We start from the raw sequence: 26,024 nt of genomic DNA, 5'->3' as shown, positions 1-26,024 counted from the left end.
CCTCGCCAGGGCATTTGCGCAGGTCAGAGCGCGTTGTCAGTGGTGTGGTGCAAGGTGGACACCAGATCCGAAGCGGCCGACCCGGCCGAGCTGGAGGGGGACCTAGCCATGCCTGTTTCCGTCGAACCGACGTCCGTCGACCCGAGCCGCGACCAGTCCGCGCCCGCGAACACGAGCGCCGGCGTGCGTACGTCCGCGCAGGCGCCCACAGGAGGGAACGGCGAGGCGCTGCGGCCGCATGCCGAGGACGCGTTCGCCGCCGAACTCGCCGCGCTGGCCGCGCAGGACGACCGCCCGCGCCCGACCCGCTGGCGGATGTCGCCCTGGGCCGTCGCGATGTATCTGCTCGGCGGCACCCTGCCGGACGGCACGGTGATCACACCGAAGTACGTGGGCCCACGCCGCATCGTTGAGGTCGCCGTCACCACACTCGCCACCGACCGGGCACTGCTCCTGCTCGGCGTGCCCGGCACGGCGAAGACATGGGTGTCCGAGCACCTGGCTGCGGCCGTCAGCGGCGACTCGACGCTGCTCGTGCAGGGCACGTCCGGCACGCCGGAGGAGGCGATCCGATACGGCTGGAACTATGCGCAGTTGCTCGCCAACGGCCCGAGCCGCGACGCGCTGGTGCCGAGCCCCGTCATGCGCGCCATGGCGGAGGGGATGACGGCGCGCGTCGAGGAGCTGACCCGTATCCCCGCCGACGTACAGGACTCGCTCATCACGATCCTGTCGGAAAAGACATTGCCGATACCGGAGTTGGGTTCGGAGGTGCAGGCCGTACGCGGCTTCAACCTGATCGCGACCGCCAACGACCGCGACCGCGGCGTCAATGACCTGTCCAGCGCCCTGCGCCGCCGCTTCAACACGGTGGTGCTGCCGCTGCCGGAGAGCGCCGACGCCGAGGTCGACATCGTCTCGCGACGGGTCGACCAGATCGGCCGCTCCCTCGATCTGCCGACCGCGCCCGACGGCATCGACGAGATCCGCCGCGTCGTCACCGTCTTCCGCGAGCTGCGCGACGGCATCACCGCCGACGGCCGTACGAAGCTGAAGTCGCCCAGCGGCACACTGTCGACCGCGGAGGCCATCTCCGTCGTCACCAACGGGCTCGCCCTGTCCGCCCACTTCGGCGACGGCGTCCTGCGCGCGAGTGACGTCGCCGCCGGCATCCTCGGCGCCGTCGTCCGCGATCCGGCGGCCGACCGCGTCATCTGGCAGGAGTACCTGGAGGCGGTCGTCCGCGAACGCGACGGCTGGAAGGACTTCTACCGCGCCTGCCGGGAGGTGAGCGCGTGAACGGATCCCTTCCCCAGGCCGCGCGGGCAGAAGGTGACGGGCGCGGTACGGGTCCCTTGCTGCTCGGGGTGCGGCACCACGGGCCCGGTTCGGCGCGGGCCGTGCGGGCGGCCCTGGAAGCGGCGAGCCCTCGGACGGTACTGATCGAGGGCCCACCGGAGGCTGACGCGTTGATCGTGCTGGCCGCCGAGGAGGGCATGCGGCCGCCCGTCGCGCTCCTCGCGCATGTAGTGGACGAGCCGGGACGGTCGGCGTTCTGGCCGCTGGCCGAGTTCTCCCCGGAGTGGGTGGCGATCCGCTGGGCGTTGGAGAACGGGGTTCCGGCCCGCTTCATCGACCTCCCCGCCACGCACACGCTGGCTTGGGGGCAGGAGGAGGCGCCCGACGCCTCCGCGACACCGGACGAGTCAGACGCGTCCGCGGTGCCGGACGGGCCAGGCGCGTCCGGGGCACCGGAAGGGCCCGAGGCGCCGGAGACGTCAGCACCGGATACGTCGGCGACACCAGGCAGCGATGCGTCCGAGGAGGCCCTCCGGATCGATCCGCTCGCCGTACTCGCCGAGGCCGCCGGGTACGACGATCCCGAGCGGTGGTGGGAGGACGTGATCGAGCACCGAGGGGTCCGCGGCTCGGACGCGTTCGGGCCCTTCGAGGTGCTGGGGGAGGCCATGGGTGCCTTGCGGGAGGTGTACGGGACCGGCGGGCACGAGCGGGATCTCGTACGGGAGGCGTATATGCGGCTCCAAGTGCGGGCGGCGCAGCGGGAGTTCGGGGACGAGGTGGCCGTGGTGTGCGGGGCCTGGCATGTACCCGCGCTGCGGCACAAGGCCACCGTCGCCGCTGACAAGGCACTGCTCAAGGGCCTGCCCAAGGCGAAGGTGGACATGACGTGGGTGCCGTGGACGCACCGGCGGCTCGCGCGGGTGAGTGGTTACGGCGCGGGGATCGACTCGCCCGGCTGGTACGGGCACCTGTTCAGGGCCCCCGACCGGCCGATCGAGCGCTGGATGACCAAGGTGGCCGGGCTGCTCCGCGACGAGGACCGGATCGTGTCGTCGGCGCATGTCATCGAGGCGGTGCGGCTCGCCGACACGCTCGCCGCGATGCGGGGCCGCCCGCTGCCGGGGCTGACCGAGACCACCGATGCCGTACGGGCTGTGATGTGCGAGGGCTCGGATGTTCCGCTCGCGCTCGTGCACGACCGGCTCGTCGTCGGCGACGTACTGGGCGAGGTGCCCGAGTCGGCGCCCGCGGTGCCGTTGCAGCGGGACCTGGCCCGGATCCAGCGGCGGTTGCGGCTCAAACCGGAGGCGCTGGAGCGGGAGTTGGAGCTCGACCTGCGCAAGGAGAACGACGCCGAGCGCAGCAGGCTCCTGCACCGGCTGCGCCTCCTCGGCATCGCGTGGGGGACGCCGGCGGAGTCGCGGGGGAGTACGGGTACGTTCCGGGAGACCTGGCGGCTGCGCTGGGAGCCGGAGTTGGCGGTGCGGGTTGCCGAGGCCGGGGTGTGGGGCACCACGGTGCTGGCTGCGGCGACCGCGAAGGCCGAGGCGGACGCCGTCGCGGCCGGTGCCCTGGTCGATGTCACGACCCTCGCTGAGCGCTGCCTCCTCGCCGAACTCCCGGACGCCCTCCCCGTGGTGATGCGGATCCTCGCCGACCGTGCGGCCCTCGATGCGGACGTCGGCCACCTCGCGCAGGCTCTCCCCGCCCTGGTCCGGTCCCTGCGCTACGGCGACGTACGCGGCACGGGCACCCACGCCTTGGCCGAGGTCGCCGCGGGCCTCGCCGAGCGCGTCTTCGTCGGTCTTCCTCCGGCCTGCGCGGCCCTCGACACGGACGCCGCGGAGGAGATGCGCCGGCATGTCGATGCGGTGCATGGGGCGGTGGGGTTGCTGGGGGAGGTCCATACGGAGACGTCTGCGGGAGCCGACTCGGACTCGCGTCCGGGAGCAGTGGCGGCGGCGGTCGGCGCGGAACCATCCGGCCCGAGGCCGCGCCCAGCGGCTGGGGATGCCTCCCCGGCAGAGGACACCGGGACCGGTCCAGGCCCCCGTCCGGAAGCCGACGCGAGGCCTGGCTGCGAGGCAGACGCTGAGGTCGCTACTGAGGCCGAGGCCGAGGCCGAGGCCGACGCCGAGCCAGAGACCAAGATCGACGTCGGCGCCGATGCCCACCCCGATTCCGACGCCGGCCCTCGCTCCGGCATACGCCACCGCTGGCACACCGTGCTGCGTACGCTCTCCGTTCGCGACACGATCCCGGGAGTCATTCGGGGGCGGGCCGTTCGACTGCTGCTGGACGATGGGGAGTTGGCGGAGGGGGAGGCCGCGCGGCTGATGGGGCTTGTGCTGTCGCCGGGGACTGCGCCGGGAGATGCGGCGGCGTGGATTGAGGGGTTCGTCGGTGGAGGCTCCGGGGGCGGGATGCTGCTGGTGCACGACGAGCGGCTGCTCGGGCTGGTCGACGCGTGGCTGACCGGGGTGCCGGGGGACGCGTTCACGGACGTACTGCCTCTGCTGCGGCGGACCTTCTCGGCGTACGAACCCGGGGTGCGGCGCACGCTCGGCGAGTTGGTGCGACGCGGGCCGGGGACGCGGGAGCGAGCCGCGGCCACCGGTTCCGCCATACCCGGCTTCGCCCCCGACCTCGACACCGAGCGCGCGGACGCCGTCCTCCCGATGCTGCGCCTGCTCCTTGGCCTGGACGAGCAGGACGCGGACGTGGACGACGCACCTGACAACGACGCACACGACGACACCGCACACAACAACGACCGGAACGACAACGACCTTGCGGGGGTGGGCCGATGAGCACGGAAGCGACGGGCCGGGCCGGTGCGGCCGTCGAGGCCGGTGCCTCCGACGAGCGGCTTCGGCGGTGGCGGCTGGTGCTGGGCGGGGCGGAGGCGGACGGTACCGGGTGTGAGCTGACCGGGCAGGACGTCGGGATGGACGGGGCGTTGGGGGCGCTGTACGGGGGCGGGGGCGCCGGCAAGGGGCGGACAGGGAAGGACCGGTCGGCGGGGCTGGGGGCCTCCGCGCCGTCGGTCGCCCGGTGGTTGGGGGACATACGGACGTACTTTCCGTCCTCCGTGGTGCAGGTCATGCAGCGGGACGCCATCGACCGGCTCGGGCTGTCCACGCTGCTGCTGGAGCCGGAGATGCTGGAGGCGGTGGAGGCCGATGTCCACCTGGTCGGCACGTTGCTTTCGCTGAACAAGGCGATGCCTGAGACGACCAAGGAGACGGCACGTGCCGTCGTACGCAAGGTGGTCGAGGATCTGGAGAAGCGGCTCGCGACCCGTACCCGGGCCACGCTCACCGGCGCCCTGGACCGCAGTGCCCGTATCAGCCGACCGCGCCACCACGACATCGACTGGAACCGCACGATCTCGGCCAACCTCAAGCACTATCTGCCCGAGTACCGCACGATCGTGCCGGAGCGGCTGATCGGTTACGGGCGCGCGTCCCAGTCCGTGAAGAAGGAGGTCATCCTCTGCATCGACCAGTCGGGTTCGATGGCGGCGTCCGTCGTCTACGCCTCGGTCTTCGGCGCCGTACTGGCCTCGATGCGGTCCATCAACACCCGGCTCGTCGTCTTCGACACGGCGGTCGTCGACCTCACCGACCAGCTCGACGACCCGGTCGACGTCCTCTTCGGCACCCAGCTCGGTGGCGGTACGGACATCAACAGGGCGCTCGCGTACTGCCAGTCGCAGATCACCCGCCCCGCCGACACCGTGGTCGTGCTCATCAGCGACCTCTACGAAGGAGGCATACGGAACGAGATGTTGAAGCGGGTAGCGGCGATGAAGGCGTCCGGGGTGCAGTTCGTGACGCTGCTCGCGCTGTCCGACGAGGGGGCGCCCGCATACGACCGGGAGCATGCGGCGGCGCTCGCGGCGCTCGACGCACCGGCGTTCGCGTGCACGCCCGACCTGTTCCCGGAGGTGATGGCGGCGGCGATCGAGAAGCGCCCGCTGCCGATACCGGACACCGGAAGCCCGGTACGGTAAAAAGGGGCCGCGCGGGGCTAGTTGGAGGAAACCGGACATGAATGTCCAACGGGCACGGGGGGCTTGCGTAACCTCCCGACTCGCATGCAAGGATCGTCGCGACTTCAACGGTGCGCAGTGTGCCGCCCCGCCCGTTCGTACCCGTCGTACCCGCCTCGTCCCGCCGCACGGGAGGCTCTCCCCGTTTTGACCGTGTCGACCCTGTCAGCCGCACTGCCCGGTGCCGCTCTGCGCATGACGCGCACGGCGGCCGGGCGGCGTGCCCTGCAAGTGGGGTTGCTAGTGGGCGGGTTGTTCGTGCTCGGGTTGCTGTGCGGGGAACGAGCGGACGCGGCGGACGGTGCGGACACCGTGACTTCGAGTGTGACGGCGACCGGCGTCGTGAGGTCGGTGACGGATTCGGCCGAGCGCGTGGTCACGGGCTCGGTCGGAGCGGTTGCGCAGGGCGTGAAGCAGGCGGGGGCGGAGCGGCTGGGTCCGGAGCAGCGGACGGCGACTCCGGACGGTTCCGGGGCTGAAGCCACCGGGGCCGGACCCTCCGGCGGACATGGCGGGAGCCGATCCCGCGATGTACTCGACGGGCTCAGCGGCCTCGTCGGCCTCAGCGATCCGTCGTCCGAAGCGGACGGCTCGCACGGAGCTGACGGCTCCTCCGAAGCGGGCGGCTCCTCCGAAGCCGAAGCCGGCCCAGAAGGTGCCAGCCCCGCCCGCGGCCAGGGCGCCGCTCCGGGCCAGGGTGCCGGCCCGAGTGAGGGCGCCGCTCGGGGCTTGGGTGCCAACCCCGGCACCAGCTCGAAGCCCGGCGTTGAGACCCCGGCCCGCCCCCGCACCGTCGACCCCCTGGCCCCCGTCCACAAGACGACCCGCCCGGCGAACGACCCCGTGAGCGACGGAGTCCACCGCGTCGTCCGCCGCGTCACGGAGCAGGCCATACGCCCGGTGGCCGAGCAGGTCGTTCGGCCCGTCACCGACAAGGTCATACGCCCGGCCACCGCTGGCGTCGTACGGCCGATAGATGGCCTGGTGGAACAGGTCGTGGGCGCTGGGACCGCCAAGCCCCAAGCGCCCGGGTCGCCCTGGTGGCCGCCCCTGGCCCTACTTCCCGGGCTTGAACTGCCCGCACTCCCGCACCTGCCGGGGCTACCCGTTCAGCCGGGTCAGACCTTGCCGGTGGGTTCGCAGCCGCAGGTGCCCGGTGGGGCCGCGGACGAGAACGGGTCGGCTGGGCAGGACACCGGAGAGAAGTCCGGCGACGGTTCCATGGGCGCGTACGGGCCGCAGTTCAGCGGCGGTCACGCGGCGCCCGGTGCCGGTGTGCACGACAACGATGAGGGTGCGCGGGGTGCCGCGCAGCCGCCCGCGCACCAGGAGCACGAGGGTGCCCCGAAGGGTGCGCTCGGGCATGGTTCCGCGGCGGACAACGGTTCGCCGCGGCATGGCGACGCGCATGCCGTCGCGTTCAGCAACCGGGCTCAGCTGAGGCTGGTGCCCGGTATCGCCGCGGCGGTGACCGCGGCCGAGACCAGGGACAGGTACCGGGACATTCCCGTATTCCCCGGCTAGGGCAGTCCTTCCCGCGTTGACCTGCCGCGCGGGGGCGGAACAGGTCTGCCCGTCGTCCGGACATCCCTCTGATCTCCGGACACAGCCAACGGGATCCGGACCGGAGCCGCTGCTGACCCCACCGGTCCTCAACTCCCCGGACCGCTAAGGGACTCGGCGCCGCATCCGACACCGGAAGCCCCCCACTCCCGAAGTCATCAAGTCTCGGTATCCCGAAGGATCTGAAGCACGCATGCACAAGAACATCCGCCGTTCCATCGTCATCGCCGCCGGAGTCACCGGCGCGTGGGCGCTCGGCTCAGCCGTCGCCAGCGCTGACGAACTGCCCAAGTCGACCGCCTCGGTACCCGACGCGTCCCTGTCTGTGGACGACGTGGACGACGCGGTCGGCAACGCGGCCCAAGAGGCCGACAGCCCCGTCGGCGAAGTGGCCGACGACGTCCTGCACGACGTCTCCGACGCCTCCGCCACCGCCTCCGACGCATCCACCGTCACCGACAAGATCGCCGACATCACCGGCGCCACGACCGCCACGGCGCAGAACACCGCCTCCGGTACGACGGCCAAGGCGCACGACGCCGTCGCCGGTACCACCGCAAAGGCGAAGGCGACCGCCTCCGCAGAGACCAGGACGAAGGCGGCCGACCAGGCCCGTCAGTACGTCGAAGCCGAACTGCCCGCTCTGCCCGCCCACGAGATCGCCCGGGCGAAGGCGGCCGCGCAGGAGGCCAAGTCCGAGGCGGCGCACGCCGTTTCCGACGCCGCTGGCCCGCAGGGCGAGGTCGACTACCTCTTCGGCCCGCTGTCGACGTTCGCCCCGGAGGTCGAGCAGGCGCTCGCCGCCGCGCAGACGAGGCTCGCGGCCACCGAGCGCACCGGGGCGGGCGTACCGTCCGACGCCCGGGCCCAGGTCCGGCAGACGGTCGCCACCGCCGACCGGACGGTCGCGTCCGCGGGCCGCACGACCGCCCCCGTCCGCACCACGGCCGACACCGCCCGCCAGACCGTGAACGGTGCCCCGGCCCAGGCGCAGGCCACCGTCATCGCCCTCCCCACCACGGTCCAGGGCATCCACGAGACCGCCACCCCGGTCGTCAGCGAGACCGCCGCCTCCACCCTCCCGCCCTTCGCCGCCGACGCCGTCCACGGCGTCACGCCCGTCGCGAACGAGGCCTTCCACGGCGTCGCGCCGGTCGCAGGCCAGGCCGTCAGCGGCGTCACCCCGATCGCCAACCAGGCCATCAACGACGCCGTACCCGTAGCCAACCAGGCCATCGCCGAGACGACGGCGCTGGCCTACGGAGTCGCGGCCGACGCGCAGACGCACGCGCACGGTGTCGCGGGCGAAGCACAGACGTACGCAGGCGGAGTCACCCAGGCCACCACCCCGTACGCACATGGCATCGCCGGCAACGCACACACGTACGCGAACGGCGTCGTCAGCGACACCACCCCCTACGCGACCGGCCTCGTCGGCCAGGTCACCGAGGACACCGCGGCCTCCGTGCTCCCGCCGGTCGCCCGTACCGCCGTGGACGGTGTCGTGCCCGTCGCCGGGCAGGCCGCGGGTGACGCGGGCGTGCTCGCGGACGGTGTCGTCGGCGAGGTGCGGCCCTTCGCGGACGGCGTTGTTGGTGACGTACCGCCGGTCGCGTACGGAGTGGTGGGCCAGGCCGGCCCGTTCGCGCAGGGTGTCGCCGGGCAGGTGCCGCCGTTCGCCGAGGGCGTTGGCGGGGCAGTGCAGCCGGTCGTGGACGCCGTCGTCGGTTACGCGGAGCCCGTCGTGCAGGGCGTCGGCGGCAGTGCCACGACGTTCGCGTACGGCGTCACGGGCGATGTGCAGCCCTTCGCGGACGGCGTTGCCTGTGAGGTCTCCCCGTTCGCGGGCGATGTCGCCGGACAGGCCGGGCCCCTCGCGCAGGACCTGACCGGAACCGTCGAGACCGCAGGCGGACCGCTGGTCCAGAACGCGGCCACCGGCGCCCAGGGCGTCGCCGAGTCCGTCACCCCGAGCTACCTGCCGGGCGCCGCACACGGCACTGCGTACGGCGCCGCGTTCGGCATCTGACCGGACTGCCGTACGCCCAGCCGTACGGCACCCGACCGACTCCGCGGGAACCAGCCGGGCAGCCGAAATCCATCGGCCGGCCGACCGAAAACCCGCGGACAGGGGCGGGTGGTCCCCAATGGGGTGGGGACCGTCCGCCCCGCAACCCCTGAGTGGCTGTTCGCGCGTTCCTCAGGGGCTGTTACAGGGGCCTCACCAGGCCAACCCCAGCCTGGTGAGGCCCTGATCAGAGCCACATCGGACCCGCATCTGTGACCGTAATCACCGCTCAGGTGTGATCTGCGATTTACGACCCCACGGTCAGCGGCGATAACCTGCCAGACGGACATGCCGCGTGCTGGCCACCGTGCCCACGCCCTCTTGGTGACCGCGCAGTCACGTTGCCCTCGCGGCACGCCCACGCAGACCAACGAACCGCGAGATACCTGATAGGGACGGACGCGCGTGGACCTGTTCGAGTACCAGGCGAGGGACCTCTTCGCCAAGCACGGTGTACCGGTGCTGGCCGGTGAAGTCATCGACACGCCTGAGGGGGCGCGCGCGGCGACCGAGCGTCTTGGCGGCAAGTCCGTCGTCAAGGCCCAGGTCAAGGTCGGCGGCCGAGGGAAGGCCGGCGGCGTGAAGCTGGCCGGCTCCCCGGACGAGGCCGTCGCCCGCGCGACGGACATCCTCGGCATGGACATCAAGGGCCACACGGTCCACAAGGTGATGATCGCCGAGACGGCTCCCGAGATCCTCGAGGAGTACTACGTCTCGTACCTCCTCGACCGCACCAACCGCACCTTCCTCGCCATGGCGTCCGTACAGGGCGGCGTGGAGATCGAGGTCGTCGCGGAGGAGAACCCCGACGCCCTCGCGAAGGTGCCGGTCGACGCCAATGAGGGCGTCTCGATCGAGAAGGCCCGCGAGATCGTCGCCCAGGCGAAGTTCCCGGCCGAGGTCGCCGACCAGGTCGCCGACATCCTGGTGACGCTGTGGGAGACCTTCATCAAGGAGGACGCCCTCCTCGTCGAGGTCAACCCGCTCGCCAAGGTCGCCTCCGGCAAGGTCATCGCCCTCGACGGCAAGGTCTCGCTCGACGAGAACGCCGACTTCCGCCAGCCGGACCACGCGGCGCTGGAGGACAAGGAGGCGGCCGACCCGCTCGAGGCCGCCGCCAAGGCCAAGAACCTCAACTACGTCAAGCTCGACGGCGAGGTCGGCATCATCGGCAACGGCGCGGGTCTCGTCATGAGCACCCTCGACGTGGTCGCGTACGCCGGTGAGAACCACGGCGGCGTCAAGCCCGCCAACTTCCTCGACATCGGCGGCGGCGCCTCCGCCCAGGTCATGGCCAACGGCCTGGAGATCATCCTGGGCGACCCGGCCGTCAAGTCCGTCTTCGTCAACGTCTTCGGTGGCATCACCGCCTGTGACGAGGTCGCCAACGGCATCGTGCAGGCCCTGGCCCTGCTCGCCGAGAAGGGCGAAGAGGTCACCAAGCCGCTGGTCGTGCGCCTCGACGGCAACAACGCGGAGCTGGGCCGGCAGATCCTGTCGGACGCCAACCACCCGCTCGTCCAGCGCGTGGACACCATGGACGGCGCGGCCGACAAGGCCGCCGAACTCGCGGCTGCGAAGTAAGGAAGAGGGACTCAGACCACCATGGCTATCTTCCTCGACAAGGACAGCAAGGTCATCGTCCAGGGCATGACCGGTGCCACGGGCATGAAGCACACCAAGCTCATGCTGGCCGACGGCACCAACATCGTCGGCGGCGTGAACCCGCGCAAGGCCGGCACCTCCGTCGACATCGACGGCAACGAGATCCCGGTCTTCGGCACGGTCGCCGAGGCGATCGAGAAGACGGGCGCCAACGTATCCGTCCTCTTCGTACCGCCGGCCTTCGCCAAGGCCGCCGTGGTCGAGGCCATCGACGCCGAGATCCCCCTCGCGGTCGTGATCACCGAGGGCATCGCGGTCCACGACTCCGCCGCGTTCTACGCCTACGCGGTCGAGAAGGGCAACAAGACGCGGATCATCGGCCCGAACTGCCCGGGTCTGATCACTCCCGGTCAGTCGAACGCCGGCATCATCCCCGGCGACATCACCAAGCCGGGCCGCATCGGCCTGGTCTCGAAGTCCGGCACGCTGACGTACCAGATGATGTACGAGCTCCGTGACATCGGCTTCTCCTCTGCCGTCGGCATCGGTGGCGACCCGGTCATCGGTACGACGCACATCGACGCGCTCGCCGCGTTCGAGGCCGACCCCGACACCGACCTGATCGTCATGATCGGTGAGATCGGTGGCGACGCCGAGGAGCGTGCGGCTGACTTCATCAAGGCCAATGTGTCGAAGCCGGTCGTCGGTTACGTCGCGGGCTTCACCGCGCCCGAGGGCAAGACGATGGGCCACGCCGGCGCCATCGTCTCTGGTTCCTCGGGTACGGCCGCGGCCAAGAAGGAGGCCCTTGAGGCCGCCGGTGTGAAGGTGGGCAAGACGCCGACTGAGACGGCGAAGCTGGCGCGCGCCATTCTGGCTGGCTGAGCAGGTTCTTCAGCTGAACGTTGGGTGGGCTCGTACCCCTTGGTGGGGCGGGCCCATCTTGCGTTTCCCGGGGTGGGGCCTTGTTGGGGTGGCACCCGGTGCTGCGCTGCTGTGCCCACCCTCCCCCACTCTCGGCTGCGCTCGAGCGGGGGGACCCCCATCGCCCTACGGAACGATTGCCCACAGCGGTTGCGGGACGACTGCCCGCAGCGGTTGCGGGACGACTGCCCGCAGCGCGCTAACGGCCTTCTGGGAGCAGTCTTTCGGCGCCGTTCGTTGATTCTGACCTCAGCTTTGCTCGTAGTTTCTGCTCTTTGGTCGAGAGGGTGCCGGGGACTGCTCGGGGTGGTACGCCGTGGATCTTTTCGCCGGGGGGTACCGGAGGTTCGTAGTGGCTCGGGGCTGTCTTGACGGTGACGGCCGTCGCCGCGACGAGCAGTGTGGTGCAGGCGATGGCTGCGCGGGTCCAGAGCTGGGCTCGGCGTTCGCTGCTCGTGCGGACCATTGCGGGTTTGGGGGCAGACCGTCGGCCTTGGCGCTCCTTGTCCGCGAGTTTCGACAGTCTCGCCAGGCGGCGTCGTAGCTCCTGGGGATCCGTCAGGTCCGGGAAGTGCTCGGCGATGGCCTCGCGTGCGTGCAGCAGGCGGTTCGCCGTCGCGACGGTGCTCGCCTCCGTCTCGGCCGCGGTCTCCGGGAGGCCCACGCCGAGGCCGTCGTGGAGGAGCAGCGTGCGCCGGTACGGGGGCGGAAGGCTCAGCAGTACGGAGAGCAGGCGGCGGTCGCTCGGGGTGGCGGGCGGTGTGTCCGGGCGCCGGTGGCAGAGGCGCAGCCGGTGCCAGGGCGACAGCGCGTACTCGTGCGCCACCGCCCGAACCCAGCCCGCCGGGTCCGGGTCGACTGCCACCTCCGGCCAGCGCTGCCACGCCAGTTGGAACGCACGGTCCACGGACTCGCGCGCCAACTTCCGCTGTCCGGTGAGGAGATACGTCTGCTGTACGAGGCTGGGGGCGCAGAACTCGTAGAGCGCGTCGAAGGCTCGGGCGGGGGTGAGGGCGGGGGGTTCGGCCTCGGCTACGGGCTCCTGCTCGGCCGCAGGTCGGGCCTGCGGCTCGGGCACGGGCTCGACGGGCACTGGTTCGGGCTTGGATTCAGCCTTGGCAGCGACCGGAGCCGGGCCCGCCAACTCCTGCAACAGCCGTGCGTATGCTTCCCGCCTGCGTCCCTGTGGCGTGGTGCGGCCGGTCTCCCAGGACTGGACCGTCTTGGGGGTGACGCCCACTCTGGCGGCGACCTCGGCCTGGCTCAGGGAGCGGGACTGGCGGAGGCGGCGACGTTCCGTGGGGGGCGGCAGCGGGCTGGCGGGGCTTCTGGCAGGGCTTTGTGTCACTGGGCGCCCCTCCAGACGTAAAAGTGCATAAAACGCATTTTGAGCGACGCGTCCAGAGTTCGCCCATTACGCCGGGAAAGTGTGTGGCGTTGGGAGTATGGCGACGTGACTCACCCGACTCACTCGGCCTACTCGAGACACCCGGCCAAGCCGGCGACGCCGGTCAAGCCGGGCCATCCGACGCGCCTGACCGACCGCGATCCGATCCCGCCGTCCTGGCCTCCATGGTTGCCCGGAGCGGTTGCCGGTTTCGTCGGTGGTGTTCTCGCTGCGGGGCTGGGGCTCGGCTTGTTCGCCGTGCTCGTGATGCTTCTGTGGATCAGTTCGCCCTACCCGGACAGTGGTCCCCACGGGGCGTTGCACATGGCCGCTTCTCTGTGGCTGCTGGCGCACGGCGTTGAGTTCGTCCGCATCGAGACGCTCTCCGGTGTGCCCGCGCCGGTCGGTGTCACACCGCTGCTGCTGGTCGCGTTGCCGGCTTGGCTGCTGCACCGGGCGGGCCGCGATGCGGCGGAGGGTGACGGCCGGGGCCCGATGCCTACCGCTCGCAGTGCGTGGGGCGGTGTGGTCGTGGGCTACCTGGTGGTCGGGGTGGCGGTCGTGTTGTACGCCTTGGGCGGTGTGTTGCGGCCGACGTTGACGGTGGGCGTGGTGTGGCCGCCGCTGTTCGTCACGGCCGTGGCGGGGGCGGGGGTGTGGACGGCGTACGGGCGGCCCGGCGGGCCCCTGCCGCCGTTCGTTCGTCGCGCCCTTCCCGAGGGTGTACGCCATCTCGTCGCGAACGGTGTTCTCGGGGCCGCCGGGCGGGCGGCGGGGGCCGGGGTGGCGGTGCTTGTCGGAGGCGGGGCCTTGCTGGTGGGCGTGGCGCTGGTCTGGGACGGGGCGTTGGCGCGGGCCTCGGTTCTGGAGCTCACCGAGGCGTGGTCGGGGCGTGTTGCTGTACTCCTGCTGGCGCTGGCTTTGTTGCCGAACGCGGCGGTGTGGGGGGCGGCGTACGCGCTCGGTCCCGGCTTTGCTCTCGGGGCCGGGTACGGGACGGATCCCTTGGCCTCGTCGGCCGCGCCGTTGCTGCCGCGCTTTCCTCTGTTTGCGGCGTTGCCGGATGCGGGGGCGGGGACGCCGCTTCACTGGGCCGTGGTGGCGGTGCCGGTGGTTGCGGGAGTGGTGGTGGCGTGGTTTGCGGTGGGGGTGGGGGTGCCGAGGGGTGGGGGCTCGGGCGACGTGGGGGATCCGGCTGAGCGCGGTGAGGTGTGGTCGCGTGGGCGGGTCGCTGGAACCGTGGCGCTTGCGGCGGGTTTGTGTGGGGTCGGCCTCGCGGTGCTTGCCGCTCTCGCGGGTGGGTCGCTTGGGGTGGCCGTGCTGGCCGACTTCGGGCCTGTTTGGTGGCAGACGGGGTCTGCGGCGGTTGGGTGGGTTGCGGGGGTGGGGGTGCCGGTGGCGGTGGGGCTGCGGGCGTGGCGGTTGCGCGGGCCGCGCGGGGAGGCCCGCGAATCCGAGGTCCCGCCTCAGGATGCGGGCAAGTTGTGGCCCGCATCCTGGTCCGCGTCCTGGCCCGACTGGCTGCGGCTGCCCCGGCGCCGTCGGCGGGAGGTGTCGCGGGTCGCAGAGGAGGACGCCGGCCTCGAGCCATACGACTTCCTGCCGGTCGATCCCGTCGAATCGGTCGACCCCTTCGCTCCCGAGGCCGCTGGGGTGGGAGGGTTTTCTTCCCCAGCCCCGCCCCTTCCCGAAACTGGGGCTGCGCCCCAGGCCCCGCCAGGGGTGGGGAGTGACATGACTGGGGCTGCGCCCCAAGGCCCCCCGCCAGGGGGTGGTGGGTGACACTGCGTGTCGCGGCTGCGGGTGCGTTGTGGCTGGTCGCGCCCACGCGGCGGAGCCGCATATGGGCACCGCCCTGCGACTGCCTCCGGCGGTTGAGCAGGGCGCCTACCGGGAGGGTGGGTTCTGTTTCATGGGCGACTGCCGGTCCGTCGTGGCTTGTCGCGCAGTTCCCCGCGCCCCTAACGGGGCGCTCCCCGAACCGCCAGCCACAAAGCTCACCAGCCGCCATGGTCACCAGCCACAACGAAACCGGCACCCTCCCGCCGGGGGGAGGGGACGTGGGCCGGTGCGTCCTATGCCCGTCGCTTAGCTTCGGTCTGGGCACACCAGGACCCTGTGGAAGCACGGGGTCGTATGCCCTGTTGGCGACGGGCTGACGCACCGGACCGCGGCCCCGCACCCACCAACCACCTAGGGGCGCGGGGAACTGCGCGACCAGCCACAACGAACCGTCAGGGGACAACGCACCCAACCGCCGCAGGCAGGGAACCCCTCAACTACGCGACCCCAACAACCCCCGCAACTCCTCCGGCAGGAGCTTGTCGCAGGACTCCCTCGCCGTGTTGGTCAGCGAGTCGTTCACGCACGTGTAGTAGTCGCGGTACACGAGCTGCGCCGTGAAACCCGCTGCGACTATGGCGAGCGCCAGCGACGCGGTGACCAGGCCGCTGATCGCCGCCGTGGTCTGGGGGCGGGCGCCCGGCGGGGGCGCCGGGGTGTCCGGGTCCGGCGTGCGCGGCTTGGCGCGCAGCGTGCTGATGCCCCAGTACAGGGCCAGCGCACCGAGCAGCAGCGCCACATACGGCCAGCTGAAGAGCGCGAAGAAGAAGGCCCATATGCCCGAGAGCAGGGCATAGCGGGCGCGACGCTGGATCGGGTCCGTCGGGTCCCAGCGCGGAGCTGCGTTGGGACCGCCAGATCCTTCCGGGCCGCCCTGCCCGCCGGGGCCACCGGAGGCACCGGGCCGGTCACCGAAACCGCCGCCTTGCGCGGGCCCCGGCTGCCGGTCGCTCCACTGGCTGCCCCAGGGGGAGTGCCCGCCACTGCCGCTCTGCCCCTCGTCAGACCCCTGCCCGTCCGCGGGCCGACGCGGCTGCCACGGCCGGTCCGGCGAGCCCTCCGGCGGAGGCGCGAAGGGGTTGTCGTCCGCCGGCGGAGGCGCCCCTTGCCCGCCCTGCGACGACGAGTCCCCACCACCGGAGGCACCGGATGCACCGGAGGCGCCAGAGGAACCCGAACCACCCTCCGCCCCCTCACCCTCCCGCGGCGGAGTGGCCGACGACGACGAGTGCCGCTCCCGTAGCAGCAGTCCTCCGCGCCCGCCACCCCGCACAGGCGCGACCCCCGACGGCCGGTCGGAAGCGAACGACGGGAAGGACGGGAACGATGAGGGGAAGGACGGGATCGACGAGATCGACGGGAGCGGCGAGAACGACGGGACGTACGCACCCCGCCCCCCTCCCTCCGCGACCCCCGAGGGGCCGGACGCGAGGGAGGGAAGGAGTGGGAGGAGTCGGAGGCTGCGGTCCGGCATCAGGTGTGCGTCTTCCCCTTGGCGAATCAGGTCTGCGGATCAAGCTTGCGGATCAAGTCTGCGAATCATGTTGGTGAGCGGTGGAGCGATATCGATCGTTCGGGCTGGTCGAGCGGGCGGTGAAGCAAGCGGGTGGAGCATACGGCGAGCGGCAGGTCGAGGTTTCCGTTCCCGTCCCGCCCTCCGAGTTTCGTCCCCGCCCCTGGTCAACGTCCCGTGCGGCAGAGGCGTTCCCCCCACCTGGACCGTGTTCCCCGGCGGATGCTTCCCAGACGCTACCTTCCGGCCACGCCCCCGTCCCAAGAGGGCCGAACGCTGTGCCGGTATCGTTGCTGACGGTCGGCCGCTTCGTAGACTTCCCCGTATCAGGGGGCGTGAAGCATTCGTACGACCCTACAAACGCTCTCCCGAGAAAGGGCCCTGCCGTGGCCGCCAATCCCGTGGCCAAGCGCCTCGTCGTGCTGGTCTCCGGATCAGGTACGAACTTGCAGGCTCTCCTCGACGCGATCGCGATGCAGGGGCGTGCCATCTACGGGGCCGAGATCGTCGCGGTCGGCGCAGACCGTACGGGCATCGAGGGCCTCGCGCGGGCCGAGCGCGCGGGACTTCCCACCTTTGTGTGCCGCGTGAAGGACCACGCGACCAGGGAAGAGTGGGACAGTGCGTTGACCGAGGCCACGGCGGCGTACGAGCCGGATCTGGTCGTCTCGGCCGGGTTCATGAAGATCGTGGGCAAGGAGTTCCTGGCCCGCTTCGGCGGCCGGTTCGTGAACACCCACCCCGCGCTGCTGCCCAGCTTCCCGGGAGCGCACGGTGTCCGCGACGCCCTCGCGTATGGCGTGAAGGTCACCGGCTGCACCGTCCACTTCGTCGACGACGGCGTCGACACCGGCCCGATCATCGCTCAGGGCGTGGTCGAGGTCCGGGACGAGGACTACGAGGCCGAAGGTGCCGCTCTCCATGAGCGCATCAAGGATGTCGAACGAAGGCTGCTCGTCGATGTCGTGGGGCGGCTCGCCCGTCACGGCTATCGCATCGAGGGACGAAAGGTAGTTATCCCGTGACCGCCGAAGTGACCACGGAAGGCACACAGCGCCCGATCAAGCGTGCGCTCATCAGCGTCTACGACAAGACCGGGCTCGAGGACCTCGCCCGCGGGCTGCACGAGGCCGGGGTCGCGCTCGTCTCCACCGGTTCCACGGCCGGCCGGATCGCCGCCGCCGGCGTACCGGTCACCAAGGTCGAGGAACTCACCGGGTTCCCCGAGTGCCTGGACGGCCGCGTCAAGACGCTGCACCCGCGCGTGCACGCCGGGATCCTCGCCGATCTGCGCCTCGAGGACCATCGCAACCAGCTGACCGAGCTGGGCGTCGAGCCCTTCGATCTCGTCGTCGTGAACCTCTACCCCTTCACCGAGACCGTCGCCTCGGGCGCCTCGCCCGACGAGTGCGTCGAGCAGATCGACATCGGCGGGCCTTCCATGGTCCGCGCCGCCGCCAAGAACCACCCCTCCGTCGCGGTCGTCGTCAGCCCTGACCGCTACGGCGACGTCCTCAAGGCGGTCGCGGACGGCGGCTTCGACCTCACGGCCCGCAAGCGGCTCGCGGCAGAAGCGTTCCGGCACACCGCCGAGTACGACGTGGCGGTCGCGGGCTGGTTCGCCGGAGACTACGCGGGCGATGGCACGGAGTTCCCGGGCTTCATCGGCGTCACGTACGAGCGCAAGAACGTGCTCCGGTACGGCGAGAACCCGCACCAGCCCGCCGCTCTGTACACCGGAGGCTGTGGCGGTCTCGCCGAGGCCGAGCAGTTGCACGGCAAGGAGATGTCGTACAACAACTACACGGACACCGATGCCGCGCGCCGGGCCGCGTACGACCACAGTGAGCCCTGCGTCGCGATCATCAAGCACGCCAACCCGTGCGGCATCGCGATCGGCGCGGACGTCGCCGAGGCGCACCGTAAGGCCCACGCCTGCGACCCGCTGTCCGCCTTCGGTGGTGTGATCGCCGTCAACCGTCCGGTGTCCGTGGCGATGGCCGAGCAGGTCGCCGAGATCTTCACCGAGGTCATCGTCGCCCCGGACTACGAGGAGGGCGCGGTCGAGGTCCTCGCCCGCAAGAAGAACATCCGCGTCCTTCGCTGCCCCGAAGGCCCGCAGCCCCCGGCCGAGTTCAAGCCGATCGACGGCGGCGGTCTCGCCCAGGTCAAGGACGTACTCCAGGCCGAGGGCGACGACCCCGCGAACTGGACCCTCGCCACCGGCGAGGCCCTCTCCGCCGACGAGTTGGCGGACCTGGCCTTCGCCTGGCGGGCCTGCCGGGCCGTGAAGTCCAACGCCATCCTGCTTGCGAAGGACGGGGCTTCGGTCGGGGTCGGGATGGGGCAGGTGAACCGGGTCGACTCCTGCAAGCTGGCCGTTGAGCGCGCCGGGGCCGAGCGGGCCCGTGACTCGTATGTCGCGTCGGACGCGTTCTTCCCGTTCCCCGACAACATCGATGTCCTGAGCGCCGCCGGCGTCAAGGCCATCGTCCAGCCGGGCGGTTCGGTCCGTGACGAGCAGGTCGTGGAGGCCGCGCAGAAGGCGGGCATCACGATGTACTTCACGGGGACGCGCCACTTCTTCCACTGACGCGGACACGGTCACTGACTGGAAGCGCGAACGGCCCGCCGGTGCACCACCGGCGGGCCGTTCCGTTCCCGTTTCCGTTACGTCCTACTGACTGTTTACGTCCTACTGCGCAGCGCCGCCCAGGTGTTGGGCCCCACGTCGCCGTCGACGCTCAGTCCCTTGGCGCCCTGGAACCGCTTCACCGCCCGCAAGGTGGCCTGGCCGAACTGGCCGTCCACGCCCGCGGCCCCGACGCCGTACCCGCGTTTGGTGAGCATGCACTGCACCTGCGTCACCCGGCGGTTCTTGTCGCCGAGTTGCGTGAGCTGGGTGCCGGAGTAGTACGTGCACTGGGTGATCCACGGCGGTTTGGCCGGCTCGGCCGTGCTCCTGGTCGGGGAGGGGCCCGGTGTGGTGCCGCCACCGCTCCCTCCACTGCCACCGCCGTTCCCGCTGGACGGTGTGGCCGACGGGGTCGCCGTAGGCGTGCTGTCCTGCTCCCCGTCCGCGTCGCCCCCGCCCGCGGCTCCAGCTCCGTCCCCTCCGGGGGAGGCGCTCTCCTTGTCGCGCCCGTCCTCCTTCTCTTCCTTCTCCTTGCTGGGGGAGGGGGAGGAATCGGAGGCGCTGGGCAGCGGTGCCCTCGCCTTGTCATCGGGGGTGCGGGTCTCGGAGGCCGTAGGCGACGAAGACGCTTCCGTGTCCTCGTTCGCCGGCCGGGTGAGCAGGAATGCGCTCACGGCGACGGCACACACCGCAAGCCCCGCGACGACGGCGAAGTACACCTTCCTGCGACCGCGCCCGCGACCGCCCCCATTCCCTTGCCCGCCGTCCGGCGGATGACCGGTCGTGGACCCCGGCTGCGGTAAGCCAACCGAGGGCGGACCAAACTGCCCCGGAGGCGTCGGCGCACCGTACGGACCCGGTGGAGTCTGTGATCCAGAGCCGTACGGCGGTGTCTGTGCCCCTACCCCGTACGCACCCGGAGGTGTCTGCGGCGCCCCCGCCCCGTACGACCCCGGCGGCGTAGCCGGCCCGAACCCCGGCCCCGGAGCAGGGGCAGCCCCCTGCGTAGGCGTGCGCAAATGACCGGTCTGCTGGACGGAGGCGTGCCGCAGTACCTCGGCGGCTTGGCGGCGGTCGAGGAGACGGGAGTCGAGCGGCGTCTGCCAAGGGGGCGGCGTGGAGCTGCTGTCGCCGTACGCCTCGGCCGCCTCGATCAGTTCCTGTGGGCTCGGCCGCCCGGCGGGATCCTTGGTCAGGCAGGTGTCGAGCAGGTCGGCCAACGAGGCGTCCATGGCCTCGAGTTCGCGCATGATCTCCGCGTTGGGCTCCTCGTACGCGACCCGGTGCAGTACGTCGACTCCGGTGCCGTCACCGAACGGAGCGTGCCCGGTGGTGGCGTACACGAGCGTGCCCGCGAGCGAGAACACGTCCGAGGCGGTGTCGCAGCGGCCCTCCCTGAGGTACTCGGGGGACATGAAGGAGGGGGTGCCGACGCGGTTGCCGGTGCCGGTGATCGCGCTGGCGTCCACGGCCTGCGAGATGCCGAAGTCGATGACGTGAGCGCCCTGTTCGGACAGGATCACGTTGGACGGCTTGAGGTCCCGGTGTACGACTCCTTCGGCGGACAACGCCGACAGGGCCCGGCCGAGTTCCGCGACGAGGCGCCAGGCGCCGGCCGGTTCCAGTACACCGCATTCCTTGACGGCATCCGTGAGGCTGAGGCCGGGCAGATACCGCGTGGCCATCCACAGCAGCTCGTCCTGGAACCCGGTACCCAGCAGCTCCGGCGCGTGCGGCGGCCCGACCCGGGCGTGCACGGCCGCCTCGCGCTCGAACCGCCGCCGGAAGTCGGCGTCTTCGGCGTACTCGGGCCGGATCACCTTGACCGCGGCGAGCCCCGCCCCGTCGTCGATCGGCCGCGCCAGATACACCCGCCCCATCCCGCCGCTGCCGAGCCGCCCCAGCGGTACGTACGGGCCGATCTGCCGCGGATCCGAGGGCTGCAGCGGGGTGGCACCGGCCTGCTCCAGCGCGGCGTTCCCGGTCGCCGACGAGTGCGGCGACTCGGGTCGCTGGTCTGACATGGGTCCCCCGGGTGGTCTTCCTTCACAAGGTGCTTTTGTGCCACAACAGTTACCCGAGGCTATCGCGAGCTCATGGGTCCTGCCGCCGTCTCAGACCAACGGCTGCTCTGCGTCGAGCCGTTGGTCTGAGTAACTCTGCGGCGGTACGGCAGGAACAGCGGCTCACGGAGTCCGGAAGACTGCTACTCCAACGGCGTTGACCGTGGGTGTGCCCGGCCACAGAATCGGCTGGCCCGTACGGGACTTGTCGACGTGGTACTTGATGGTGATGCCCCAAGACTGGGCGCAGGGCCAGCCGACGCGTGGCGTGCAGGACTGGAGAAAGCCCTCGAACAGCCACTTCTTGACCCCGGACGTCTGAGAGGTCTCGTCAATCTCGGCCCTCTTGATGAAGATCCCCAAGTTGTCCCCGGTGCCGTTCGTCCAGGACGAGGTGCTGGCCGTCCAGTTGTCCGGATTGGAGCCGCACAGCTTGAACTTGACGTTGATCTGACCGTACCGAACCTTGCTGATCGCCGACCCGGGGTAGTACTTCAATGTCTTGTACGTGCACGTCGCCGCTTCCGCAGGGGCGGCACCGGTTATCGGCACCGCGAAGCCGATGACCGCCAGAAGAGCGACGACGAGCGTCACGGCTGCGTTCTTCCTAGGTTTACGCACGATGATTCCCTCCCGTTTTACTTGTGCAGGGACAGGTCATGCGTGCCCCTGCGGGTCCGTGCCAGCGTGAGGGATTCCGGTCCGGGGCAGAACCTCTAAGGTTTTAGGGCAGCAGGGGAAGGGGCATCCCTATAGCCCTGTCGCCTCGGCGCGACGGTGTCAGTCAGCAGCCCCGTCCCCGCAGTGTTCGATCCACCTATGGGACAGCGGTGCGTAGGTGCCCGCCAGGTTTCCTTGGGCGCGTTGGGCGGTGCAGCCGGTTCGGTTGCGGGAGTTCTTGCGGGTGATGTCCTCGCCGACAGGTGTGAAGTCCCGACCTCGGTAGTAGGCCACGCCCCCGAGGCCTGTCGCCTCGTCGCCGTTGTTGAAGATCGACTTCACTGGGCGGTCGCGGGTCCACATGCAGGTCTCCTTCCCCGACAGCCAGTCGGCGTCGTCGCCCTTCCAACTGCACATCTCGCCCATGCCGAACTCCTCGCTGAAGAAGCAGACAGATCCGAAGGGGCAGCGGTGATAGCCGTACGTCGGCCCGTCGTCCCGCATCGCGTACGTCACTGTCGCGGCCAGCGCCAGCACGGCCGCCGCGACGCCGGTCGCCAGGGCGGGGCGGAGCCACTTGCGCGGGCGGAGCCGGGGCAGGCGGGGCGAGCGGGTGGTTCCGGCCGCCTGTTCCACCCGGCGCAGCAGCGAGGCTGTGTCGGTGCAACGGGCGGCGCGTTCCTCGTGCGACGGGGCCAGGCAGTCCGTGATGATCTCCCGCCAGTCCGGGGGGAGTTCGGGGGCCAGGCGTAGTTCCTCGGCGCCGCGCGCGTATCGCACCGTCGCGTCGCGGCGGGCCTCCGTGATGCCGCCCGGCAGGGGGAAAACACCGGTCAGGACGAGGTGGGCCAGCACGCCGAAGGCCCAGATGTCGGCGGTCGGGCGGATCTGCTGACCGCGTTCGCTGATCTCGGACCAGAGCAGTTCCGGTGGTGTGTAGTCGGGGGTGGCGAAGGCTGGGGCGTACGCGTGGGTGCCCTCCATCTCCGCGGCCAGGTTGAAGTCGGCGAGACGGGCGGAACCGTCCTTCATCAGCAGGACGTTGGCGGGCTTGAGATCGCCGTGCACCCAGCCCGCGGCGTGCAACTGGTGCAGTCCCTCGCAGACCTGGGCGAGCAGGCCGGGACCGGATTCCGGAGTGGGCGACCGGTCCAGCAGCGCTGCGAGCGAACCTTCGGCCCGTTCCAGTACGAGGACGGTGGCGCCGTCGAGTTCGGGGTGCTGAGGGTCGTCGACCGTCAGCGCCTCGTACATCCGGATCAGCCGTGGTGAGCGTAGCCGCTTCAGCAACTCTTGTTCGCGATGGGCGAGTTCGCGCAGATGGTGTAGTTGGCGCGGGGTACGGGTGCCCGTCGGCAGGAACTTGAGCGCCGCGTGCCAGGGCAGCGGGCCGGCTCCCTGGCCGGCGACGGTCTCCCCGCCGTCGCCCCCGCCCTCATCACCGGTGCGCCGGGCCGCGTAGACGCTGCCGAACGCGCCCGACGCGAGCGGCTCGCGCACCTCCCAGGGGCCCACCCGGTAGCCCTTCGGAACGGGGACGGCGTACGAGGGTCCGTTCACCGCGCCACCTCGCTGGGGACCGCCGCGAGGACGACGAGATCGTCCTCCCGTACGAGGTCGAAACGGAGCGCGAGCGAGACCAGCGACTCCTTCTTGCCGTAGAGGCGTGGGCCGGGTTCCGCCGTGTCCGGGGCGGGTCTCAGGCGGAGCTTGACCGCCAGGTAGTCGATGTTCCAGTAGACGGAGGAACGGTTGGCCGCGGGCCAGGTGTGCCGCAGGCGTTCCACGAGCTGGTCGACGGTGGGCAGCGGGGCGTGGGGCTCACCGCGTAGCCGCGGTTCGCACAGGGCGGCCAGCACCGCGAAGTACCGCTTGGTGCGGTCGAGGGCGAACGCCTGGGCCGTGGTGGCGCCGGAGAGCCCTGGGCGGTCCGCGCTGCGGTAGGTGTGGCGCGGCGCCCACACGTCGAAGCTGAGCAGATCGCCCGCCGCGGGCAGTACCACGCGCGAGAACTCGAACGACACGGGCGCGTCCAGACGGCCCGGAGCGACCTTGATGTGCTCGCCCGCGCCCTCCGGGTTCTCCACCACGTAGGTCTGCTCCTGGCTGAGGTTGCTCAGGATCCAGAAGGCCCGGTGCGCGGTGATCTCCCCGGCGATCCGGGAGACCCCTGCGTGTGCGATCGCAAGCCCGTTGCCGGCCTCGGACCGGCCGAAGGTGAGCCGCTCACCCGCCGAGAGCTTGATCTGGTCGTCCGATCCAGTGCCGCACGGCGGCACCACAATGACGCTGTACATGGAGTAGTCCCCCTCCTCCTGGCCCAACGAGGGTCAGACTAAGGCGTGTTACTGGGGACATGTCGCGGCGGCGCGACGAGGACACGGCCGTTGAGTGCGCAACAGAACTAAGCCACGCGGATCAATCACTGTTCGTTCGCCTGATGTTCACCCGTTGCCTGCTTGCGAACGGGACGACCCCTGTTCACGCGCCTTGCGGAAGCTCGCACCACACCGTCTTGCCGCCCGTCCCTTGATCCACGCCCCACCGCAGCGCGACCGCGTCGAGCAGCAGGAGCCCGCGGCCCGTCTCGTCGTCCGGCCCCGGTCGACGCCGGATGAGCCAGGCGTACGCGTCCGGGTCGCTGACCTCGAGCCGCGCCCGGCCACCGTCCGTACGGGCCAGACGCACCGTCACGGGGGTGCCCTCGCCGAGGTGATTGATCACGTTCGCCAGCAACTCACTGACGCAGAGCTGCACTTCGGGACAGGGCCGGGCCAGGTACTCGCGCACAGCGCGCCGTACCTCGGGAACGGCCTTGGGGACCGCGAGCAGTTCGAGGACCAGGGGCTTCACCGGCTGCCCGCCGCCTTGTCCAGGGCCTCGGCCAGCTTGCGGGCGGTCGCGGTGTTGCAGTTGCCGAGCGCGACGAGGCCTCCGTGGCGGGGTGGGTAGGTTCCGGCGAAGGTTGTCGCCTCTACGCCGAGGGACGGCAACGTGATGCCGTGCGCTGCGAGCGCGGTGCGGAGTTGTTCCACGTACTCCTGTACGTCGTGGGGGTCGCCGTGGTGGGTCATGGCGGCAGGCCTTCCTGTGCGTTGTGTGACGAACTCGTCACACCTTGACGTCAGGCGGCGTACCGTAAAAGGGGTTTGGGGTCCACGGCCCTGGGTGTGGAAACAGGTGGTCAACGATGGTTGCGCGCAAGGACATTGACGGTTCAGCGAGCGTTCCCGAGTTCTACGGCAAGGAGTTGCGGTGGAAGCGGGAGGAGATGGGGCTCACGCTGCAGGAGACGGTGGAGGGCAGCTTCTACGCCCCTACCTACCTGAGCGAGATCGAGCGGGGCCAGCGGAGAATGCCCGAGGACCTCGCCGGACATGTGGACCGGGTGCTGAAGACGGATGGGTTTTTCGGGCGACGGTGCGAGGACGTACGGAAGGCCAAGCGGAAGGGGCACGCTGGGTACTACGAGCGGGCCTTGGAGGCAGAGAAGCACGCGAAGACCATTGAGGTGTGGGCCCCAACGGTTCTGCCCGGCCTGTTGCAGACGGCCGCGTACGCGCGTGCGGTGGTGCGGGCCACGCATCCGCTGGCGCCCGACGATGAGGTGGAGGAGAAGGTCAGCGCCCGCATGGAGCGGGCTCGCCTCTTCGAGAACGACCACAAGAAGCCGCTGTACTGGGCGATCTTGCACGAGTCGATCCTGCGCCACCCCATCCTGCCGCCGGAGGAGATGGCCGAACAGCTCGACCGCATCGCGGCGCTGGCGAGGCGCCACCGGATCGCTCCACAGATCCTTCCGTGGAACAGTGGGCCGCATCCCTTCATGCTCGGCACGGCCATGATCATGACTTTCCCGGACGCCCCTCCGCTCGCGTATACGGAGTCTCTGCACAGCGGTGACACCATCGACGATCCGGCCCTCGTGGAGGAGTACCGCAGGTCGTACGATCTGCTCAGGGCCGCCGCACTGCCGCCTGAGGCGTCCCTCGCCATGATCGAGGAAGCGGCAGAGGACTATCGAAATGGCAAGCAAGCAGATTGACTTGAGCGCCGCCGTCTGGCGCAAGAGCAGCTACAGCAATGGCTCCGGCGGAGAGTGCGTGGAGGTCGCCGAGGGCTTCGTCGGCGCCGCCCGCTGGCGCAAGTCCAGTTACAGCAACGGCGACGGCGACGGCGGGGACTGTGTGGAAGTCGCCGAAGGCTTCCCCGGCGCCGCGCACTGGCGCAAGAGCAGCCACAGCAACGGCTCCGGCGGGGACTGTGTCGAGGTCCGCGACGACCTCCCCTGCCTCGTCCCCGTCCGCGACTCGAAGAACCCCCAGGGCTACGCCCTCCTCTTCCCCGCGAACGCCTGGGCTCCCTTCATCACCGCGATCAAGGGCGGCGACGTACCGACGAGTTGATC

General features: G+C 70.8%; 20 protein-coding genes. 12 read left to right on the top strand and 8 right to left on the bottom strand.

The genetic code is table 11. The annotated features are described in order from the left end of the window. Window positions 1-108: 108 nt before the first annotated feature. From ACQEVY_RS17390 to sucD, 7 genes are all read left to right on the top strand, one after another. On the top strand, window positions 109-1,299 hold the full coding sequence (locus ACQEVY_RS17390) for an ATP-binding protein (RefSeq protein ID WP_432955268.1): 1,191 nt from the start codon (window positions 109-111) through the stop codon (window positions 1,297-1,299). Next, window positions 1,296-4,112, top strand: coding sequence for a DUF5682 family protein (locus ACQEVY_RS17385; protein ID WP_432949443.1), 2,817 nt, complete (start codon window positions 1,296-1,298; stop codon window positions 4,110-4,112). The genes ACQEVY_RS17390 and ACQEVY_RS17385 overlap by 4 nt, the downstream gene beginning before the upstream one ends. After that, the gene (locus tag ACQEVY_RS17380; RefSeq protein WP_432949441.1) at window positions 4,109-5,317 is read left to right on the top strand and encodes a VWA domain-containing protein; all 1,209 of its coding nucleotides are present in this window, start codon (window positions 4,109-4,111) and stop codon (window positions 5,315-5,317) included. The genes ACQEVY_RS17385 and ACQEVY_RS17380 overlap by 4 nt, the downstream gene beginning before the upstream one ends. A gap of 192 nt (window positions 5,318-5,509) precedes the next feature. Next, entirely contained in the window at window positions 5,510-6,880 is a 1,371-nt protein-coding gene (locus ACQEVY_RS17375) for a hypothetical protein (RefSeq protein ID WP_432949439.1), read from the top strand. Between the two features lie 232 nt (window positions 6,881-7,112). After that, window positions 7,113-8,948 (top strand): hypothetical protein, encoded by a 1,836-nt coding sequence (locus ACQEVY_RS17370; protein ID WP_432949437.1) that lies wholly within the window; start codon window positions 7,113-7,115, stop codon window positions 8,946-8,948. 444 nt (window positions 8,949-9,392) lie between these two features. After that, window positions 9,393-10,571: an ADP-forming succinate--CoA ligase subunit beta gene (gene sucC, locus ACQEVY_RS17365; RefSeq protein ID WP_432949435.1), complete on the top strand. Its 1,179-nt coding sequence runs from the start codon at window positions 9,393-9,395 to the stop codon at window positions 10,569-10,571. 21 nt (window positions 10,572-10,592) lie between these two features. Beyond that, window positions 10,593-11,477 carry a succinate--CoA ligase subunit alpha gene (gene sucD, locus ACQEVY_RS17360; protein ID WP_033329097.1) on the top strand — a complete coding sequence of 295 codons (885 nt, stop codon included), beginning with the start codon at window positions 10,593-10,595 and terminating at the stop codon, window positions 11,475-11,477. 238 nt (window positions 11,478-11,715) lie between these two features. On the opposite strand, the gene ACQEVY_RS17355 is transcribed toward sucD, so the two are convergent. Further along, window positions 11,716-12,864, bottom strand: coding sequence for a helix-turn-helix domain-containing protein (locus tag ACQEVY_RS17355; RefSeq protein WP_432949432.1), 1,149 nt, complete (start codon window positions 12,862-12,864; stop codon window positions 11,716-11,718). A gap of 105 nt (window positions 12,865-12,969) precedes the next feature. Between ACQEVY_RS17355 and ACQEVY_RS17350 the strand changes: the two genes are divergently transcribed. Further along, window positions 12,970-14,685, top strand: a complete 1,716-nt coding sequence (locus tag ACQEVY_RS17350; protein ID WP_432949430.1) for a cell division protein PerM — start codon at window positions 12,970-12,972, stop codon at window positions 14,683-14,685. A 493-nt stretch (window positions 14,686-15,178) separates the two neighbouring features. Here the strand turns inward: ACQEVY_RS17350 and ACQEVY_RS17345 are convergent, their stop codons facing one another. Next, window positions 15,179-16,219 carry a hypothetical protein gene (locus tag ACQEVY_RS17345; RefSeq protein ID WP_432949426.1) on the bottom strand — a complete coding sequence of 347 codons (1,041 nt, stop codon included), beginning with the start codon at window positions 16,217-16,219 and terminating at the stop codon, window positions 15,179-15,181. Between the two features lie 425 nt (window positions 16,220-16,644). Here ACQEVY_RS17345 and purN point away from each other — a divergent pair, with 425 nt between their 5' ends. Together purN and purH are read left to right on the top strand one after the other, a co-directional pair. Continuing rightward, entirely contained in the window at window positions 16,645-17,283 is a 639-nt protein-coding gene (purN, locus tag ACQEVY_RS17340) for a phosphoribosylglycinamide formyltransferase (RefSeq protein WP_432949424.1), read from the top strand. Then, complete coding sequence (gene purH / locus ACQEVY_RS17335) at window positions 17,280-18,851, top strand: bifunctional phosphoribosylaminoimidazolecarboxamide formyltransferase/IMP cyclohydrolase (protein ID WP_432949422.1); 1,572 nt, start codon at window positions 17,280-17,282, stop codon at window positions 18,849-18,851. Before purN ends, purH begins: the two co-directional genes overlap by 4 nt. A 95-nt stretch (window positions 18,852-18,946) precedes the next feature. Here purH and ACQEVY_RS17330 read toward each other — a convergent pair whose 3' ends face one another. The 6 genes from ACQEVY_RS17330 to ACQEVY_RS17305 all read right to left on the bottom strand — a co-directional run bounded on the left by ACQEVY_RS17330 (window position 18,947) and on the right by ACQEVY_RS17305 (window position 24,690). Next, window positions 18,947-20,917: a protein kinase domain-containing protein gene (locus ACQEVY_RS17330; protein ID WP_432949420.1), complete on the bottom strand. Its 1,971-nt coding sequence runs from the start codon at window positions 20,915-20,917 to the stop codon at window positions 18,947-18,949. Window positions 20,918-21,079: 162 nt separating this feature from the next. Next, on the bottom strand, window positions 21,080-21,577 hold the full coding sequence (locus ACQEVY_RS17325) for a hypothetical protein (protein WP_432949418.1): 498 nt from the start codon (window positions 21,575-21,577) through the stop codon (window positions 21,080-21,082). Between the two features lie 159 nt (window positions 21,578-21,736). Beyond that, a complete protein-coding gene (locus ACQEVY_RS17320; protein ID WP_432949416.1) occupies window positions 21,737-23,176 on the bottom strand; it encodes a serine/threonine-protein kinase in 1,440 nt (479 codons plus the stop codon). Continuing rightward, window positions 23,173-23,913 (bottom strand): FHA domain-containing protein, encoded by a 741-nt coding sequence (locus ACQEVY_RS17315; RefSeq protein WP_432949414.1) that lies wholly within the window; start codon window positions 23,911-23,913, stop codon window positions 23,173-23,175. Before ACQEVY_RS17315 ends, ACQEVY_RS17320 begins: the two co-directional genes overlap by 4 nt. Before the next feature lie 184 nt (window positions 23,914-24,097). Next, window positions 24,098-24,469 (bottom strand): ATP-binding protein, encoded by a 372-nt coding sequence (locus ACQEVY_RS17310; protein WP_432949412.1) that lies wholly within the window; start codon window positions 24,467-24,469, stop codon window positions 24,098-24,100. After that, window positions 24,466-24,690 (bottom strand): hypothetical protein, encoded by a 225-nt coding sequence (locus ACQEVY_RS17305; protein WP_432949410.1) that lies wholly within the window; start codon window positions 24,688-24,690, stop codon window positions 24,466-24,468. Before ACQEVY_RS17305 ends, ACQEVY_RS17310 begins: the two co-directional genes overlap by 4 nt. Window positions 24,691-24,806: 116 nt before the next feature. Between ACQEVY_RS17305 and ACQEVY_RS17300 the strand changes: the two genes are divergently transcribed. After that, window positions 24,807-25,661: a helix-turn-helix domain-containing protein gene (locus tag ACQEVY_RS17300; protein WP_432949408.1), complete on the top strand. Its 855-nt coding sequence runs from the start codon at window positions 24,807-24,809 to the stop codon at window positions 25,659-25,661. Continuing rightward, on the top strand, window positions 25,642-26,022 hold the full coding sequence (locus ACQEVY_RS17295; protein WP_432949406.1) for a DUF397 domain-containing protein: 381 nt from the start codon (window positions 25,642-25,644) through the stop codon (window positions 26,020-26,022). The genes ACQEVY_RS17300 and ACQEVY_RS17295 overlap by 20 nt, the downstream gene beginning before the upstream one ends. Window positions 26,023-26,024: the final 2 nt, after the last annotated feature.

The organism is Streptomyces sp. CA-288835, from assembly GCF_050936385.1.
Classification (GTDB): Bacteria; Actinomycetota; Actinomycetes; order Streptomycetales; family Streptomycetaceae; genus Streptomyces.
The sequence above is the reverse complement of the archived record's forward strand: the minus strand, read 5'-3'. Positions and strand labels throughout refer to the sequence as shown.

Coding starts and splice junctions, on each gene's coding strand:
- ACQEVY_RS17390 (WP_432955268.1), top strand. CDS start 109: ATGCCTGTTTCCGTCGAACCGACGTCCGTCGACCCGAGCCGCGACCAG.
- ACQEVY_RS17380 (WP_432949441.1), top strand. CDS start 4,109: ATGAGCACGGAAGCGACGGGCCGGGCCGGTGCGGCCGTCGAGGCCGGT.
- ACQEVY_RS17370 (WP_432949437.1), top strand. CDS start 7,113: ATGCACAAGAACATCCGCCGTTCCATCGTCATCGCCGCCGGAGTCACC.
- sucD (WP_033329097.1), top strand. CDS start 10,593: ATGGCTATCTTCCTCGACAAGGACAGCAAGGTCATCGTCCAGGGCATG.
- ACQEVY_RS17345 (WP_432949426.1), bottom strand. CDS start 16,219: ATGCCGGACCGCAGCCTCCGACTCCTCCCACTCCTTCCCTCCCTCGCG.
- ACQEVY_RS17330 (WP_432949420.1), bottom strand. CDS start 20,917: ATGTCAGACCAGCGACCCGAGTCGCCGCACTCGTCGGCGACCGGGAAC.
- ACQEVY_RS17315 (WP_432949414.1), bottom strand. CDS start 23,913: ATGTACAGCGTCATTGTGGTGCCGCCGTGCGGCACTGGATCGGACGAC.
- ACQEVY_RS17305 (WP_432949410.1), bottom strand. CDS start 24,690: ATGACCCACCACGGCGACCCCCACGACGTACAGGAGTACGTGGAACAA.
- ACQEVY_RS17300 (WP_432949408.1), top strand. CDS start 24,807: ATGGTTGCGCGCAAGGACATTGACGGTTCAGCGAGCGTTCCCGAGTTC.
- ACQEVY_RS17295 (WP_432949406.1), top strand. CDS start 25,642: ATGGCAAGCAAGCAGATTGACTTGAGCGCCGCCGTCTGGCGCAAGAGC.